Raw genomic sequence first — 16,967 nt, forward strand, 5'->3', positions numbered from 1 at the left:
GGGACTGCCGACAGGTGGACGAACTGCTTCAGGCGGTGTTTGCCGCACTGGATGCCGTCACACCGAGTGATATTCACGGCTGGTTCAAACATGTTCATCCATCAGTGTCTTTATGACAAATGCTCTAGACGCTGAAGCCACCCAGCCAGTCTTGCAGCGCATCCAAGCGAGGCGTGGGGCTGGCAACCCCCTGCCCGAATCGATCCGTCGTCATCTTGAACAGGGGCTGAACCATGACCTATCCCGTGTCCGCATTCACGATGACGCTGAGGCAGACAAGCTGGCCAAGAGTGTCAATGCGATTGCTTTCGCGACGGGCGCAGACATTTTTTTCCAGGCCGGTCGTTTTAACCCAAATACCCAATCTGGGCTGGAACTCCTTGCGCACGAAGTAACCCACACGGTGCAGCAGCGTCAAGGACGCGTGGCACCAGGCGTTGACCCGGATGCCAGCCTGGAGGCAGAAGCCAGAGAGAAAGGTCAGCAACTTTCACAAATGGCACACCCGCAGACCGTGGTTAAAGCTGTCACTGCCGTCAAACACAAAAGCTCCCCGAGTTCAAGTGGTGCCTTGCAGCGCGTGCTGAACAACAGCTCCATTCAACCTTGGAATGCAACCCTGAAAGGAACCTTGGCCGGAAAAGGTGTCAACCTCTCCCTTAGGCAACAAGCTGGAAAAATTCATGGGCATTATTCGTATGAAGGTCAAGCAGGCAAGCTGACTCTAGAAGGAGAACTGAAGCAAGGCCAAAAAACCACCCTGATTGAGCGAGACAACTCGGGGAAAATCACAGGTTTATTCAAAGGAATCTTCTCGGGCAGCGACAAGGATTTAGCATTCAAAGGGGAGTGGCTGACACCTGATCAACGGAAGAGGTTTGGTGTCGATTTGATGTACGGAGGCACCTTGCCCTCTGTTCCAGCCAATGCTAAGGAGTCCAAAAACTATTCTGGCTCTATCGGTGATTTTGCAATTAATATGCGACTGAATTTCAACAAAGGCAAGGTGTCGGGTTATTACTACTATGCCACTCAGGGCAGCTCAAACAAGATTCAACTTCACGGCTTAATCAGTGGATCAAATATAAGCTTGTCAGCAGGACAGGAGAGGTTTACCGCTCAGCTCCTCGGCTCTCTTGAAAACCTCAAAGGCAAGTGGGAGCTAGGAAGTAAAACTCTTGACTTCCAAGTCGGCATCCAAAACGCAGCACCACAGACTGGCAAGATCAATCCCAAATTGATCGACGAACTTATGCTCGAAATTCCAAAGGCAATGAAGTTTGACCCAGATAGACATGGAAATTCAAGACTGCCCGTCGATTTTCAAAAAAATCCCATCTACCGTCAGCACGTGATGCTGATTATTGAACAGTGCATTCGTTCTGGCGTGACCGACAAAGCACAAATTGCGTACATCCTTATTACAGCAGCGCACGAAAGCGCTCTGGGCGGAATTCCCAGAGAAAAATTATGGGGCAGCAATGTTACTCAAGCTCAGGAACAGCGATACTTCGACAACCAATATGGACCTTCTGGCAATGATGGTGCCAGAGCACGCAGAAATGGCAATACTCAAGAGGGGGATGGCTACAAATATCGTGGGAGAGGATTCGTACAACTGACCTGGGCAGCCAACTACAAGGAGTGGCAGGAACGCTTGACGAAGAAAGGAGTTAAGTCTGGGGGGAAACCTGTTGATCTCCTAAATGACCCAGATGTGGTCGCCCGAGACCCAAAAGTAGCGGCGATCATTCTCGTTGAAGGCATGAGAGACGGTACGTTCCGCAAAGCATATGGGCCACTTGGAAACTATCTTGGAAATGGAAGGTTAAATTTTCAGGGTGCCCGGAACACAGTTAACGGCGACCTGGCCACGAGCGGAGTGACCATGGGACGTGCAGGGCAAGCTCTGTACAAAGCGATCCAGAACACCCCCTTGACGCTCGGGGCAACCACCGCGCCGCCCACAGGTAGCGCCCTCTCTCAAAAAATCACGACTGCGGCATTGGCGGGCCTCCAGGGAGCAAGCACGGTACACATCGCTTACCGGTGCTCTCGGTGGACCAGGGAGGTCGTAACCCAGCATGTTGATCCCAACCGCACTCTTTTCGGCGGTTCAGCCCTTGAGACGTATGGGCGATTCAGAGCTGCTGGCTTGACCCGCTCTTACCGTGGCGAGGGTGATTTGAAACCTGGCGATATCCTCTTCTGGGATGTCCCAGCCCAGTACTGGCACGTCGCCATATATGTGGGTGGCGGCAATGTTGCAGGCAACCACTACGCTATCTATCTGCAAAAATATAGAGCCATTCAAGCGAACGGGGGCCAGTTCCCTGGCGCGATCGTCGATAGAGTAGGGTCAATGCCTGTTTATGACGGAATTGACGCCAGAGGTTCGCTGCCGCTCCTGAAGGTCGCCGGTAAAAATCCTGCCGCTGTCGCCACTATTCCCGACGGCTGGAAGCCTTGACCTATGAGACGTCTTCCTTTTCTCGCGGCAACTTTCCTCTTGACTGCTGCAGCGGGCGACCAAGTATGGGTGGGGCGTGGCGAGACGGTGCTGGGCAACGTAGCTGTCATTGATGAGGGGCTGCGTAATCGCCTGCATGAATTTGGACTCACCCAGGAGATTGGCCCTGTTAGCCCCGCCTATGCGCTGACCTCACCTGAGTTGAACAACAACCCTTTGTGGCGGACTCCTTATATGCTTCGCGTCTACCGCAGTGGTGGTGCAGCTGGATATAATTTTAGCTTCGGCCCGCAGAAGGACTGCCCCGATCTTGGCAACATTGACTGCACCCTAGGCACCTTACAGGTATCTCTCTCTTCAAAACCTCTGACTCGAAAGCCCATTACCTCTGTGCCCGTTTACGGTGGCCTGACTGTGAATCTAGATGGTTCAAGCCTGTGGTGGCGATTCAGAAAAGCAAATTACGATCTTTTTCTTCTGCGTAGCACACCACTACAACAGCTGGTGCTGGTGAACGCAGCTTTGGTTGCCAGTCGGGACATGCTCCCCTCAACACGGGTTTTTAACTTCAGTGGCACCATCGGCTCTACCCGGATCAGGGCGTTGAATGTGCGACTCACAGCAAACGAAGCCTGGGGATCTTACCTATACGCTTCAGCTAAATCTTCTGATGCGCGACTTTACTTGTACGGCTCGCTGCAAGGAAATCAATTGATCCTTAACGAGTACGACCTCTCAAAACGCACACCGCGTCCTTGGACAGGCACCTTTAAAGGAACCCTCAGTACCAACGGGACGTTTAGTGGGCAGTGGGCCGCATCAACTGGCAAAATTCTCCCTTTCCGCTTGACGCCGCTGAAGTAAGCCCCCACCCGCGCTACCCTGACCCCTATGCGCGTGCTGTTTATTGGCGATGTGTTTGGCCAGCCGGGTCGGCGGGTGCTGGGCGCCCAGCTGCCCACCCTGCGCGGTCAGGCCGATTTCGTGATCGTGAACATGGAAAATGCCGCCGGAGGCTTTGGCCTGCACCGCGAGGCCGCCGACGCGGCGCTCAAGGCGGGCGTGCACTGCATCACCCTGGGCAACCACGCGTGGCACCACAAAGACGTGTACGTGATGATGCAGGACGAGGGCACCTATCCCATCGTGCGGCCCCTGAACTACAGCGATCCGGGCACCCCGGGCGTGGGCTGGCGCACCTTCAATGTGAAAACGGCAGCCGGCACTGAAAAACTCACAGTTGTGAACCTGCTGGGCCGGGTGTTCATGGAGGCGCTGGCCAACCCCTTCCGGGCCATGGACGAGCTGCTGGAGCGCAACGACCTGGGCACGGTGTTCGTGGACTTTCATGCCGAGGCCACCAGCGAGAAACAGGCCATGGGCTGGCACCTGGCCGGGCGGGTGGCAGCCGTGATTGGCACCCACACCCATGTGCCCACCGCCGACACCCGGATTCTGGAGGGCGGCACCGCCTACCAGACCGACGCGGGCTTGACCGGACCGCACCACAGCGTCATTGGCAGCGGCCGGGACGGCCCCATTCAGAAATTCCTGACCGAGCGCCCCCACCGCTACGGGGTGGCCGAGGGCGGACCGGCCGAGCTCAACGGGGTGTTTGTCCAGATAGAGGGGGGCCGGGCCACCGGCATAGAACGGTACCGTTACGTCGAAGAAGGGTGAGTGGGCGCCACCAAGCCACGCACCCTGCCCGGAGGACGCATGAGTATCCGTGACGATGTGAGGGTGCTGGGCCGGCTGCTGGGCCAGGTGCTGAAAGAACAGGAAGGCGAGGCGTTTTTTCAGCTGGTGGAGCGCACGCGCGCCCTGGTCCGGGAGGTGCGGGCCGGGGGCGATGACCGCGCGCTGCGCGAGATGCTCTCGGGCCTTTCGGGGCCGGAGGCGGGCAATCTGGCGCGCGCCTTTACGTGGTATTTCCAACTGGTCAACCTGGCCGAGGAATACGAGCGGGTGCGGGTGCTGCGCGCCTCGGGCGGCGTGCGGCCCCAGAGCCTGGCGCAGGCGCTGCACGACCTGAAAGCCCAGGGACTGAGCGCCGAGGACACCGAGGCCCTTCTGGCGCGGCTGGACCTGGGCCTGACCTTCACCGCCCACCCCACCGAGATGCGGCGGCGCACGGTGCGCCGGCACCTGGAGGCCGTAGGGCGCGCCCTGCCCGCCCTGGGCGAGGGGGGCGAGGGGGGCCCGGCGGCCGAGGCGATCGCGGCCCATGTGGAAGCCCTGTGGCGCACCCCGGAGCTGCGGCGCCTGAAACCCACCGTGCTGGACGAGGTCAAGGGCGGCCTGAACTATGTCGCCAGCATTGCCCAGGCCCTGCCGGGGTTACAGCGGGACCTGAACGCGGCTTTCCGCGACGTGTATGGGCGCGAGACGGCGGCGACCCTGCCCCTGAGCTTCTCGTCGTGGATGGGTGGGGACCGCGACGGCAACCCCTTCGTGACCCCGCAGGCCACCCGCGAGGCGCTGGCCCTGCACCGCGCCCGCGCGCAGGAGGTGCTGCTCTCGCTCATCCGGCAGACCTTCGCGGACCTCAGCCAGGAGGAGGGCGGCGCCGAGGCCTACCGGCAGGAACTGCAGGCCCTGTTCGATGCGGTGCAGGCCGGAGAGACGGTGGACCTCGTGGGCCGCCTCTCGGCGCTGGACGCCAGCCTGCGTGCGGGCGGGCAGCGCCGCAGCGCCGAGGTGCTGCTGACGCCGCTGCTCACGGTGGCCCGGGTGTTCGGGCAGCACCTCGTGAGCCTGGACATCCGCGAGCACTCGGCACAGACAGGCGCAGCGGTGGCCGAGCTGCTGCGCGCCGCCGGGGTAGAGGCCGGCTATCTGGCCCTGCCCGAGCACGCCAAGCAGGAGCTGCTAACCCGCGAACTGCGCTCGCGCCGTCCGCTGTGGCCGGCGGGCGAGGCCCTGAGCGAGACGCTGGAAACCGCCATTGGTCCCATCCGCGAGGTGAGGGAAGCGGTGGCACTGGCGGGTCCCCGGGCCTTTGGGCGTTACGTGATCAGCATGGCCGAGAGCGTGAGCGACGTTCTTGAGCCCCTGTTGCTGGCGCGCGAGGTGGGGCTGCGCGTGCTGCCCGTGCCCCTCTTTGAAACCCTGGACGACCTGACCCGGGCGCCGCAGGTGGTCTGGGAACTGCTGTCGCTGCCCGAGTACCGCGCGGTGCTGGGCAGTGACGTGCAGGAAATCATGCTGGGTTACAGCGATTCCAACAAGGACACCGGCTTTCTGGCCGCCAACTGGGCCCTGCATGAAGCGCAGCGGCAGATCAGCGACGTGTGCCGCCGCGCCGGGGTGCGCTGGCGCTTTTTCCACGGGCGCGGCACATCCATTGGCCGGGGGGGCGGGCCCGCCAGCCGCGCCATTCTGGGCCAGCCGGGCGGCACCATTGACGCGGGGCTGCGCATCACGGAGCAGGGCGAGGCCCTGGCCGACAAGTACAGCCACCCGGTCCTGGCGCGGCGCAACCTGGAGCAGGCGCTGTACGGCCTGCTGCTCTCGGCTGCGCGCCCAAGCGGCGAGCTGAACCCCGAATGGACGGACGCCATGACCCGCGCCGCGCACAGCAGCGCCCGCGCCTACCGCGCCCTGGTGGACGACCCGGCGTTCCTGCCCTTTTTCGAGGCCGTAACGCCGATTCATGAGATTGCCCGGCTGAACATCGCCAGCCGCCCGGTGCGCCGCCCCGGGGCCCCCACCCTGGGCAACCTGCGCGCCATTCCCTGGGTCATGAGCTGGACCCAGAACCGCGCCGGGCTGCCGGGCTGGTACGGGCTGCAGGAGGGGCTGCAGGAGATTGGCGTGGCCACCGCGCGCGAGATGTACGCCGCGTGGCCCTTTTTCCGCACCGTGCTGGACAACGCCCAGATGAGCCTGGCCAAGAGTGACCCGCTGATTTTTGAAGAGTACCTGCGGCTGGCTGCACCGTCGCCCCTGGCGGCGCACCTTCAGGACACCTACCGCCGCACCGTGGCCCTGGTACAGGAGGTGGTGGGCGCCGAACTGATGTCGGGCGAGCCGCGCCTGCAGGCCAGCATTGGTCTGCGCAACCCCTACATTGACCCCATTCACCGCATTCAGGTGGAACTGCTGCGCCGCAGCCGGGGCAAAGAGGGCGGCCTGGACGAATTCGAGCGCCCCCTGTTGCTGTCCATTCAGGGCATTGCCGCCGGGGTACGCAACACGGGGTAGGGGGCCCTGGGCCATGAGCCGTGGGGCCAAGCCAGATGCCCAGATCTCATGGCTTTGCCTTCTTCCTGACCGCTTTGTGAAGTCTTTATACTAGAGTCCCCCATGCTTCCCTCCGCGCCTGCTCATCCGTCGGTGGTGGTGCCCCGGCCCCTGCGCACCGAGCTGGGGCGCGCGGCGCTGCTGGGCCAGCTGTCGGCGCCGGGCCCCGAGATCGTGGCGCTGCTGGCGCCCAGCGGCTACGGCAAGACCACGCTGCTGGCGCAACATGCACGCGCGCTGGGCCGCCCCACGCTGTGGCTGAGCCTGAGCCCCAGCGACTCCGAGGTGGAGTTTTTCGTGGCCTCGCTGTGGCGGGCGGCGGCCCGGCTGGGGCCGGTGCCGGATGTGCGCGCCGAGGCCACCCCGGAGCGGGCGGCCGACCAGCTGGCCGCGCACCTTCGCGCCGCGCAGCCGGAGCTCGCCGTGTATGTGGACCGCACCGAGCTGCTGAGCCCGCTGACCGGGCAGCTGCTGGCGCTGTTTCTGGACCCCCTGCGCGGCGGGCGGGTCTTTCTGAGCGGCGTAGCGATGGACGCCCTGCCCCTGGCCCGCTGGACGGCAGCCGGGCAGGCCACCGTGCTGGGCGCGGCGCAGCTGGCCTTCAGTGGGCCGGAAAGTGCGGCGTTCCTGCAGGCGCGCGGGGCCCCCGCCGAGGCCCACGCGGCGGTCCTGGCGCTTGAAGGCTGGCCGGCGGGGGTGGCGCTGGCCGCCGGGGGCGTGCACGCCGGCCTGGAACCCGGCGACCTGATGCGCGAGGCCCTGAACGTGCTGCCCGCCGCCCTGCGCGGGACCCTGCCCGAGGCCAGCGTGCTGGCCGAATGGCACGACGATCTGGTGCGCGAACTGGACCTGAAGTTGCCCGGCGACTGGCTGGACACCGTGCGCCGCGCGGGCCTGCCGGTCACGCCGCTGGGCCGGGGCTGGTACCGCCCCCACGGCCTGCTGCTGAGCACCCTGGACGCCGGGCTGCGACGCGACCCGGCGCGCTTCCGGGCGCTGCACGGCGCGCAGGCCCGGCGACTGGCCGCCGCAGATCCCCTGCGCGCCCTGCACCACGCCGCGCAGGCCCAGGACCACCCCCTGACCCTGGAACTGGCGGCCGGGGTGCTGCCGCGCCTGAAAGACCGGGGCGAGTTTGCCCTGATGCACAGCGTGCTCTCAGGGCTGCACCTGCCAGAGGCGCCGCCGTGGCTGCGCGAGTACCGCGCGGTGGCCCGCATTGAGGCCGGCGAGCCCGAACTGGGCGAACCCGAGCTGCGCGCCCTGCACGACCAGGGCCTGACCACCGCCGTGGGCCTGACCGCCCTGACCCTGCTGGCCACGCGCCGGGGTGACTTTGCCGAGCAGCTGCGCCTGGCCGAACTGGGACTGGCCCTGTTTCCGGCCGAGCAGACCCGCGCCCTGGCCCTGCAGCGGGCCGTGGCCCTGATCTCGCTGGGGCAGGTGCACGAGGGCCTGCGCGTGTGCGAGGCCGCCGCCGCCCAGGCCCGGGCGCGCGGGGCCCCCCTGGAAGAAGCGGCCGCCCTGACCATGGGCCAGTACGCGCACCAGATGCTGGGGCAGTGGGCAGAGCGGGCCCAGGCCGTGGCGCGGGCCAGTGCGCTGCTGCAAGAACAGCGCCAGGGTGCGCGCGCCGTGCCACTGCTGAATATTCTGGCCGAGGAAGCCCTGCTGCGCGGCGACCTGGACGCCGCGCAGGCCGGGCTGGCGCAGGCGCTGGACATTGCCGGGCGCAGCAGCCCTGTCATGGCCGCGCAGCTGCACCTGACGCGGGCGCAGCTGGAGGTGGCGCGCGGCGACCTGGGCGCCGCGCGGGCCACCCTGGACCACGCACTGGACACTGCCCGGCGCCTGGGGCTGGAGGTGCTGCGTCCCTTTGCCCTGCTGGCCCAGTTCGAGGTGCACGCCGCCCTGGGCCAGCACCCCGAGGCCGAGGCCGCCTATCAGGACGCGCGCGCCCTGCTGAGCGGCAACGCGCGCGCCGGGGTGCTGCTGCCCTTTTACAGCGGCCTCCGGGCCTGGACCCAGGGCGACCTGGCCCAGGCCGAAACGGACTTTGCCCAGGCCGCCGCGCTGCCCGGCCGCACCCAGCCGGCGCGCGCCGGGCTGTACCTGCTGGATGTGCAGCGCCGCGCGCGGCCCCTGAGCACCGCCGACGCCGCCCGGGCCCGGCAGCTCCTGGGCAGCCTCAGCCCACTGCCGCTGCTGGCCCTGGACCGGAGGGCGCTGGCCGGGCTGGCGACGGCCCTGGTGGGACTGGACCCCGCGCATCCACTGGGGACGCTGCTGGGCGCCGGGGCGATTCCGGCAGCGGCGCCGGTCCTGTCCCCCACCACCACGCTGGACGTGCGCCTGCTGGGTGCGGTACAGATCTGGGCCGGGGGCAGCGCCCTGCGGCTGCCGCTGGCCAAATCGGCCGAGGTGCTGCTGTGGCTGACGTGGCACGGCGCGGGCAGTTCGGCCGAGATCATGAACGACCTGTGGGACGGTTCGCGCCAGAGCAAGCACCACGAGTATTTCCGGGTGGCGGTGCGGCGCCTGCGCGCGGCCCTGACCCAGGCCAGCGGCTGGCCGTTTGACCCGGTGCCCTACGACGGCCAGCGCTACCGCCTGCACCCGGCCCTGACCGTGAGCCTGGACGCCCGCGAGGTGATGACCCGCCTGAACGGGGGCGAGGTGGCCGGGGCGCTGGACCTGTACAGCGGCGACCTGCTGCCGGGCGCCGAGGGAGAGTGGGTGCGCACCCTGCGCGAGGGCCTGCGCGCGGCCCTGCTGGACGCCGTGCTGGACGCCGCGCGCACCCAGCCCGGCGAACAGGCCCTGGCCCTGCTGCGCCGCGCCGCGCTGCTGGAACCGGCGGGCGAGGCCGTGAACGTGAGCCTGATTGAAGCGCTGCTGCCGGCCCACCCCCGCGACGCCCTGGGGGCCTTCCGCACCTATGCCCGCCACCTGCGCGGCCTGCTGGACGAGGACGTGCCCGAGCGGCTGGTGCGCCGCCTGCGCGGCCTGGGCCTGCCGCTGCCCTGAACAGCTGCCGATCAATGGTGCGGACAGTTCCAGCATCCACTGCGACCAGCAGCGGTCAACACGATATTTTTGCCCCTTCCTCTTGCGCAGGACGCGGAGCACTGCGCTGCAGAGGGAAGCGAGCGGGCTCTGCGTTCCAAACAACGTGGTCGCCACGGCCGCTGCAACAGACCTGGAAAGTGTCTGCACCATTGGCTGACATGGACTGCCCTCTGCTGCGCCGATCAGCCGGAACAGCACCGCCCTGCCAGCGCCACATCCGGAGGGGCGGTTTTCTCTTCCTTGCTCCGCTGGGAGTGAGCCGCTTGTGCGCCGGGTGGCGTCGGACGCCGCCTGAGCTGGTGCCGGTGGAAGCAGGCTGAAGCCTGGGCCGTCCTCTGCACCGGGCTGGCGCAGCTTTCACCGTCCTACAGGCGCTTTTTATTTTCCCCAAGACTCGCTTCCCACCCCACGGTCGGTGGGAACATGTGCGCGCGCTGAGGAGGGGCTCAAGACCTTCCCAGGGGATTCCCAGGGGGGGGCCTAGCCTGCAGTTACCGCAAGAAAGGAGACGCCATGAACACGATTCGCCTGCTACTGAGCACCCTTGCCCTCCTCGTCGCGTTCGCCCAGCCGGTTCAGGCCACCCCCGCCCAGCCTCAGCCCCTGGTGGATGACGGCGGCAGCATCATTGACCCCGTGTGGCCGCCCATCTGGTGGCCCCGGTGAGCCGTGTCGCCTGAGCGCTACGCGCTGGCGCTGGCGCTGGCCTGCCAGACCATCGGGGCCTGCCTGGACACCGCGCCCCTGCCCGGGCCCGAACGGCGCCGCCTGCACGCCGCCCTGACCGAGCTGCAGGCCGCCTGGGGCGACCACGCCCGGCTGCAGGGTCCCCTGAGCACCCTGCACACAGCCCTGCAGGGCCTGCCCGCCGAACAGGCCCTGGCCGCCCGCGTGAGCCTGCAGACCATCGGCCAGTGGGGCGGCGAGGTGCTGGAAGCGGCGCCGGTGCGCCGCCCGGTGGGCCCGGGGGAAGGCTCCGCGCCCTACAGGGGGATTTACCCGGAACCCTGAGGCGGGGCGCGGCGTCTGGCTCTCCCCCTTTCACCCCCCCCGCTTTCCTCGCCCCTCACCCTGTCTCCGGAGGTTGGCCGCATGACCCTCATTCCGCCTTCCCCCTGCCCGCCTCCGGGTGGCCGCCGCCCACCCGGTTTTCAGCTGCCCGCGCCCCTGCCCGGCGAACTGCCGCGCACCCACCTGCTGGCTGAACTGGCGCAGGGCCGCCGGCTGGCCGCCCTGATTGCCCCGGCGGGGTACGGCAAGACCACGCTGCTGGGGCAACTGGCGCGCGCGGCCCAGGCCGACGGACAGGCGGTGGCGTGGCTGACCCTGACCCCGGAAGAAGCCGACCCCGCGCGGCTGGCCGGGGAACTGGGCCGGGCCTGCGCCGCCCTGCCCGGCTTCCAGCCCACCGCGTTTGAAGCGGCGCGGGCGGCGGGTGGCCCGCCGGGGCCCCTGGCCGCCGCCCTGGCCCGCGACCTGAACGACCTGCCGCACAACGCGCTGCTGGTGGTGGATCAGACTGAAGTGCTGGGCGGGGCCGGGGCCGCGTGGCTGGGCACCCTGCTGGCCAGCCTGGGCGAGGGCCACCGCGCCGCCGTGGCGGGCTTTGACCTGGGGCCGCTGCGCCTGGGCCGGGTGCTGGCCCAGGGCGGACTGAAGCTGCTGGACAGTGAGCGGCTGGCCTTTACACCGGAAGAGGCCGCGCAGTTCTGCGCCGGGCATCCTGGGCTGCACACCTCTGCCGAGCGCTGGCCGCTGGGACTGGCCCTGAGCGCCGCCGGCGCGGAACTGGGCAGCGCCCTGACCCCACAGGCCTACCAGGAGGAGTTGCTGGATACGCTGCCGCCCCACCTGGACGAACTGCTGGACGCCGCCGCCGTGCTGCCGGTGTGGACCACCGCCGAGTTCCGGGCGCTGGAGCTGGAGCCGCCCGGCGACTGGGCCTGCACCCTGCTGGGCGCGGGCCTGCTGCTGCGCGCGCACGGCGACGGCACCTACCGCCCCCACGAGCTGCTGGTCTCGGCGCTGCGCGCCCGCCTGGACCGGCGCCCCCAGGCCCGTCCGGCGCTGTCGGGGCGCGCCGCTGCCCGGGCCGAGGCCCAGGGCCGCCCGCTGGAGGCCATTCGCCTCTACCTGCAGGCCGGCCAGACCGCGCGCGCCGTGGAGGCCGCGCAGCGCAGCGCCCCGGCGCTGGAAGAGGGCTGGGCCTTTGACGTGCTGCGCCAGATGCTGCAGAGCCTGCCCGCCGCCGCCCTGGGGCCAGACATGCAGGCGAAACTCTGCCTGTGCCTGCTGCACGCGGGCGAGGTGGTGCGCGCCGAGGCCCTGCTGCGCGAGTTGCGCGGGCAACCAGAGGCGCGCGCCGAGGCGCTGTTCCTGCTGAGCGTGGTGGCCTCGCGCCGGGGCGACAGCGCCCGGCAACTGGCCCTGGCCGAAGAGGGCCTGGGGGCCGGGCCCAGTGACCGCGTGCGCACCCGGCTGATGCGGGTGCAGGCCAGCGCCCTGAATGTGCTGGGCCGCGCCGCAGACGCCCTGCCCATTGCCCACGAGGCGCTGGCCCTGGCCCAGGACACCGCCCAGCACGGCGAGCGCGCGCACCTGCTGGCGCTGCTCAACGCCCTGCACGCCTTTACCCGCACGCCCCTGGCCGAGCGCGAGGCCGTCATTCAGGCCGGGGTGCGGGCCTACCACCGCGCGGGGCTGGCCCCGGCCTGCACCCGCCTGCACGCCTCGCTGGCGTACCTGTACCGCCTGCATGGCCGTGCCCAGGACGCCTGGACCGAACTGCGCGCCGCCCAGGCCCTGGAAGACCAGGGCCCCACCCCCGACGGCTGCCTGGTGCTGGAAGCGGCGGGCGACCTGCACCGCGCGGGCGGCGACGACCCGGCCGCCAGGGCCGCCTACGAACAGGCCCTGGCCCTGGCCGAGGCCCAGGGCATGACCTACCTGCAAGACACCCTGGCCTACAAACTGGCCGAGCTGGCTGTGCGGGCCGGCCAGGAGGCGCTGGCCCACACCTGGCTGACCCAGGCGCGATCCTGGCAGTACGAACAGCCCGGCCGCTGGACGGGGGGGGCGGCGCAGTTCTACGAGGGGCTGTTCGCGGCCCTGCGCGGCGACCCGGCAGCCGCCCGCCACCTGCGCGCCGCCCTGAACGACCCCCGGCTGGGCCTGGAAGAACAGGTGCGCGCCCACGCGTGGCTGCTGCACCTGAGCCCGGCCGGGCCCCTGCCGGCCGACCATCTGACCGCCCTGCAGGAGCTGCTGAGCTTCCTGGGCGGCGCGGCGGCGCTGCAGCTGGACCTGCCGGCCCTGGCGCCGCTGCAGGTCCGGGTGCCCGGCCTGCTGGCTGGCCTGTACCCCCCAGGCGCCGGAGCCCCCCCCGCCCCCACGGCGGCCCGGCGCGTGCAACTGGGGGTGAGCCTGCTGGGCGGCGGCGTGCGCGTCACCGTGAACGGCGCCCCGCTGCGGCTGGCGCACAGCAAACCCGCCGAGCTGCTGGCGTGGCTGGCGCTGCACGGCCCCGCCACCCGCGAGCAGTTGGTGGACGCCCTGGTGGGCGGCGGCACCGAGCAGCGGCACGTGGAATACGTGAAGGTGTCGGTGCGCCGCCTGCGCGCGGTGCTGAGCGAGGCGCCGGGCGTGGACTTCAACCCCCTGGAATTCCGGGCCGGGCAGTACCTGCTGTCTGAAGCCTTCGAGGTGGCGGTGGACGCCCTGACCGTGCGCGCCGCGCGCCACAGCCACGACCCGGCCGCCCTGACCCGCGCCCTGGACGCCTACGCGGGCCCGCTGCTGCCTCGCCTGGACAGCGCCTGGGCAGATGAGGCCCGGCTGGAACTGGAAGAGGACCTGATTGCCTGCGCCCTGCGGCTGGCCGAACTGGTGCGCGGCACCGACCCCGCCCTGGCCACCCGCGCCTACCGCCGTGTGCTGGACCTGGACCCCCTGCAGGAAGAGGCGGCCCAGGCCCTGGTGGAGCTGGCCGAAGACAGTGGGCGCGCTGGGGAAGCGCGGTATCTGGAACGGGTCTGCCAGAGAAGACTGGAAGAGGGGCTGGGGGCCTGAGGCGACTGTGAACAAGCGGTCCTACGAGTTCCGCCTGGAGGGGCTCGCAGAGCTGAGGAGGAGAGAAGGAACAAAGGCGGAGGTCCGGGCATCGGCCTGTCCCCAGCCGGAGGCGGGGACCATCCCCCTTCTTTCCCGGATGTGACGGACATGGACGGCCGGCCGTCTCAGTGATCAAGGGCGGGCCCCATCCTCAGGCGCGCCCTTGAGTCCTTTCCTCCCTTCTGCGCCCCTACACCGGGCCGCCCAGGGGGAGCATGTAGGCGGTGAATTCGTTCACGCCGTCCAGATGCAGCAGGGCGTTCACAGCGTCGTCGTAGAAGCCGCCGATGGTGAGGTGCGGTAAGCCCAGCGAGGCCGCGATCAGGCACAGGTTCTGGGTCAGGTGGCCGCATTCCAGCAGGGCGTGGCGGTAGGCGCGGTGGTGGTAGTGCGCCTTGACATAGGTGTAGTCCAGCACCGGCAGCAGCCACGCGGCCACCTCGCGCGCGGGCAGCACGTCGGGGTTCACCGGGTTCAGGAAGGGCGAGCTGCGTTCCAGCAGTTCCACCGGCGGCACGGTGCCAAAGCGCACGAGTTCGCTGCTGTGTTCGTCGAACACGTAATGCCCGGCGTCCAGGGCCTGAACGCGGTAGGCCAGCAGGTGCAGCCGCCATGGATAGCGGCCACCGCCCGACGGGTAGGGCCGCCGCTGCACCGCGAACTGCCCGCCGGGGTGGGTGACCACCCGCGTGTCCACGATGCCGGCGGCGCCGTGCAGCAGCCTGGAGAGGTCCGCGGTGGACAGCGGCTGTCCGTAGCGCGCGTAGGAACTGGTGCGGCGGCGCAGCACCTCGCCCAGCGGCATGGTCAGCTCGCCTTCCGCCTGCTGCGGCAGGGCCACGCGGCGTTGCCCCGGCCAGTGCGGCACCGGGCGCGGCTCGGGCGGCGAGACGGGGCGCAGCTGCGCCACACCGTGCGGGTAGAGCTTGCTGTCCTCGTGGGCGCGGTAGTCCGAGGCCCAGTCGGCGTGCAGGTGCTCCCCGCCGCGGTCTGACAGAATCAGGGCGGCCAGGGTGGCGAGGTAGCATTCGTCCTCGATGCTCAGCCCCAGGCGGTTGTGGAACATGTGCAGCTGCGAGCGCCAGATGTCCAGGCTGGGGTAGCTCAGCTGATCCTCGACCGCGCGGTAGGCCCGGTGGGCGGCGCGGACCTCGGCCTCCCAGGCCTGCAGCAGCTGGCGGCCGGGGCGCTGCGCGTAGGTCTGCCGCGCGCCGCTCAGGGACGCAGGCGAGGCGAAATACGTCGCCTCGGCGCGCTCGCGGGCGCGGGCCACCTGCTCGGTGGGGGTGGTGGAAAACAGCGGCCAGGCGTTCACAAAGTCGCGCAGCCAGCGCACCGCGCCGGGCGTGTCCAGGTCCAGGGCGCGCACAGTGGTCAGTAGCAGGTGCAGCCCCAACCCCAGCCGGGCCGAGCGGGTGGGGGTCAGCGGCAGAATCTGCGCGGCAAAGGCGCTGGAGGTCTCGAAAAAGCCCTCGCTGATCTCCAGCCCGGCCGGGCCGCCGTAGCGCAGGGTTTCGGGCTCATAGGGCGCTTCACGCACCAGGCCGTGCGGAAACCAGCCGTACTGCTCCGCCGCGCTGGCCCGCTGGCCAGGCGGCACGAAGGCCGCGTAATAGGCTTCCGAGTCCGGCGTACCGGCACTGGGTAAGGCCCCCAGGCTGCGGGTCAGGGTGTCGCGCACCTGGGTCACGGCCTCGGGCCGGGCGCCGCGCAGGCGCAGGCGCACGTGCGGTCCCCCCTCCCAGTAGCGGATGAAGAACCAGCCCGCCAGCGCCGAGCGGCCCTGCAGGTGGCCCAGCAGCGGGAAAAGGTCGGTGTGCAGCGCACGTTCCAGATCGGCGCTGGGGGCGAAGGTGTGGGCGTGGAACGAGGTCCACATGGAACGGGCGGGTGGGGGCGCGGTCACCGGGGGCGCGCTGAGCACAGTCATGCGGTCCTCCTGAGCAGGGGCAGCGAGAGGTCGTGCAGGGGCGCGCGCCCACACAGCAGGGCGTACGCGACGGTCTGGTGGGCGGGCAGGTTCAGCAGGCTGTCCAGCGGGGCTTCGCGGTAGGCGCGCACCGGGCGGGCAAACAGCCCCGCGCGGGCCAGGGCCAGGCACAGGCGCTGCGCCTGTTCGCCCAGGGCCAGCTGGGTGGGCAGGAACGGGTGGGCCGGGTGGTAGGTGGCGGTGAGCAGCACGGCGGCGTTCAGAGCGGTCACGTTCAGGTCGTCGGGGTAGGAATAGGCGTTCTGCAGCGCGTCGGCCAGGGCCGGGGCCGGCAGGGGCAGGGGGCCGTCGGCGCTGTAGACCCCCGGCGCCAGGCCCGTGAGGTGCTGCGCCAGCAGCACTGTGCCGGGCTCCTGCAGGGCGGCGGCAAACGGGGCCACGTCGGCAGGTTGCCGGTCGGTGAGCAGCCCAAACGGGCCCGGGCCAGAGGAACGGGCCTGCAGATCCGCCCAGGCCAGGGCCGCCTGCCGGGCATCGGCGGGGCCCTCCTCCACCGCCAGGCTCTGCAGGGGCCACCAGTCCGGGCCCAGGTCCGGTGGAGTCGCGCCAGGGTGCCCGGGCAGGCGCAGCCCCAGGCCCTCGCCCAGGTGCCGCAGGGCGCCCAGCAGGTGGCCGGCTTCCAGCGCTGCCAGCGTGGGGCGCAGCGCACCGTAGCTGTCGGGCACCGTGGGCAGGTGGCCCAGCAGGTGCAGGGTGGCGGTGCAGGGCGGCGTGAACGGTGCGGGGCCCAGGCGGCGCCAGCAGGCGCGGTGGGGGTCCAGCAGCCAGCGGCCCTGCGCGCTTTCCAGCGCCACATGCGCGGCGTACAGCGCCCGGGGCGAGGGATAGGCGCGGTGAGGGTTGTATGTGGCGTGCGGTTCCACCCGCAGTGGGGTGGCCGCCAGCCGCAGCAGGGTACCCAGCCGGGCCCAGAAGGAAGCCTCTTCGGGGCGGTCCAGTGCCGCCCAGTCGGGCTGCAGTGGCGCGTCGGCCGGATAGGCGTCCAGATGCGGGGGCTGCCCGGGCCGGGCGGGGCCCACCTGCTTCAGATACGACTGCTCCAGGGCGTGCAGGGGGGTCAGGGTCATCGGTTCACCTCCTTGA

At 69.2% G+C, this 16,967-nt stretch carries 10 protein-coding genes; 8 read left to right on the forward strand and 2 right to left on the reverse strand.

Going from position 1 to position 16,967, the window contains the following annotated elements:
- The first annotated feature begins 151 nt into the window (after positions 1–151).
- From C8263_RS14700 to C8263_RS14730, 8 genes are all read left to right on the forward strand, one after another.
- Complete coding sequence (locus C8263_RS14700) at positions 152–2,470, forward strand: eCIS core domain-containing protein (protein WP_233218840.1); 2,319 nt, start codon at positions 152–154, stop codon at positions 2,468–2,470.
- A 3-nt stretch (positions 2,471–2,473) separates the two neighbouring features.
- The gene (locus C8263_RS19000) at positions 2,474–3,334 is read left to right on the forward strand and encodes a hypothetical protein (RefSeq protein WP_146160707.1); all 861 of its coding nucleotides are present in this window, start codon (positions 2,474–2,476) and stop codon (positions 3,332–3,334) included.
- 27 nt (positions 3,335–3,361) lie between these two features.
- Positions 3,362–4,150: a TIGR00282 family metallophosphoesterase gene (locus C8263_RS14705; protein ID WP_107138897.1), complete on the forward strand. Its 789-nt coding sequence runs from the start codon at positions 3,362–3,364 to the stop codon at positions 4,148–4,150.
- A 39-nt stretch (positions 4,151–4,189) separates the two neighbouring features.
- Positions 4,190–6,676: a phosphoenolpyruvate carboxylase gene (locus C8263_RS14710; RefSeq protein ID WP_107138982.1), complete on the forward strand. Its 2,487-nt coding sequence runs from the start codon at positions 4,190–4,192 to the stop codon at positions 6,674–6,676.
- A 102-nt stretch (positions 6,677–6,778) separates the two neighbouring features.
- Positions 6,779–9,742, forward strand: a complete 2,964-nt coding sequence (locus tag C8263_RS19345) for a winged helix-turn-helix domain-containing protein (protein WP_158263820.1) — start codon at positions 6,779–6,781, stop codon at positions 9,740–9,742.
- Positions 9,743–10,297: 555 nt separating this feature from the next.
- Positions 10,298–10,450, forward strand: a complete 153-nt coding sequence (locus C8263_RS19350; protein WP_158263821.1) for a hypothetical protein — start codon at positions 10,298–10,300, stop codon at positions 10,448–10,450.
- A 3-nt stretch (positions 10,451–10,453) separates the two neighbouring features.
- On the forward strand, positions 10,454–10,795 hold the full coding sequence (locus C8263_RS14720) for a hypothetical protein (protein ID WP_107138898.1): 342 nt from the start codon (positions 10,454–10,456) through the stop codon (positions 10,793–10,795).
- A gap of 81 nt (positions 10,796–10,876) precedes the next feature.
- A complete protein-coding gene (locus C8263_RS14730) occupies positions 10,877–13,852 on the forward strand; it encodes an AfsR/SARP family transcriptional regulator (RefSeq protein ID WP_107138900.1) in 2,976 nt (991 codons plus the stop codon).
- A gap of 232 nt (positions 13,853–14,084) precedes the next feature.
- Here the strand turns inward: C8263_RS14730 and C8263_RS14735 are convergent, their stop codons facing one another.
- Entirely contained in the window at positions 14,085–15,824 is a 1,740-nt protein-coding gene (locus C8263_RS14735; RefSeq protein WP_107138901.1) for a thiopeptide-type bacteriocin biosynthesis protein, read from the reverse strand.
- Positions 15,821–16,951, reverse strand: coding sequence for a hypothetical protein (locus C8263_RS14740; RefSeq protein WP_107138902.1), 1,131 nt, complete (start codon positions 16,949–16,951; stop codon positions 15,821–15,823). Before C8263_RS14740 ends, C8263_RS14735 begins: the two co-directional genes overlap by 4 nt.
- Positions 16,952–16,967: the final 16 nt, after the last annotated feature.

It is taken from the genome of Deinococcus arcticus (assembly GCF_003028415.1).
GTDB lineage: Bacteria > Deinococcota > Deinococci > Deinococcales > Deinococcaceae > Deinococcus > Deinococcus arcticus.